The sequence below is a fragment of the Pseudomonas sp. A39 genome (assembly GCF_058145955.1).
Genome location: NZ_JBYVMD010000135.1, coordinates 1 through 578, shown reverse-complemented (window position 1 = coordinate 578; position 578 = coordinate 1). Strand labels below are relative to the sequence as shown.

Annotated in this window: 1 protein-coding gene; it reads left to right on the top strand. The window is 62.3% G+C overall.

Going from position 1 to position 578, the window contains the following annotated elements; translation table 11 throughout:
- On the top strand, window positions 1–578 hold a 578-nt coding region (locus AC3ZU9_RS31550), incomplete at both ends, for a TolC family protein (RefSeq protein WP_490091806.1).

Sequence of the window (578 nt, the reverse complement as noted above, 5' to 3'; positions counted from 1 at the left end):
CAGGCGCTGTTCGCCGATGAAAGCTTTCGTGACAAGAGCCAGGCGCTGCTGGTGCGCGTGCTGACCTATTACACCCAAGCGTTGTTTGCCCAGGACCAGATCGACATCGCCCGTGCGAAGAAGAAGGCGTTCGAGCAGCAGTTCCAGCAGAACCGGCATTTGTTCCAGCAAGGCGAGGGCACCCGCACGGACATTCTGGAAGCCGAATCGCGCTACGAACTGGCCACGGCCGAAGAAATCCAGGCGCTGGATGAGCAAGACGCGTCCTTGCGGGAGCTGGGCGCCTTGATTGGCGTACAGAGCGTCAACATCGACGACCTGGCGCCGCTGAACCAGGGCTTTGCCGCGTTCGCCCTGACCCCGGCCAACTACGACACCTGGCATGAACTGGCGATCAGCAACAACCCCACGCTGGCCTCCCAGCGCCAGGCCCTGGAAGTCGCGCGCTATGAAGTGGAGCGCAACCGCGCCGGGCATTTACCTAAGGTCACCGCCTATGCCAGCTCGCGCCAGCAGGAGTCCGACAGCGGCAACACTTACAACCAGCGCTACGACACCAACACCATCGGCGTCGAAGT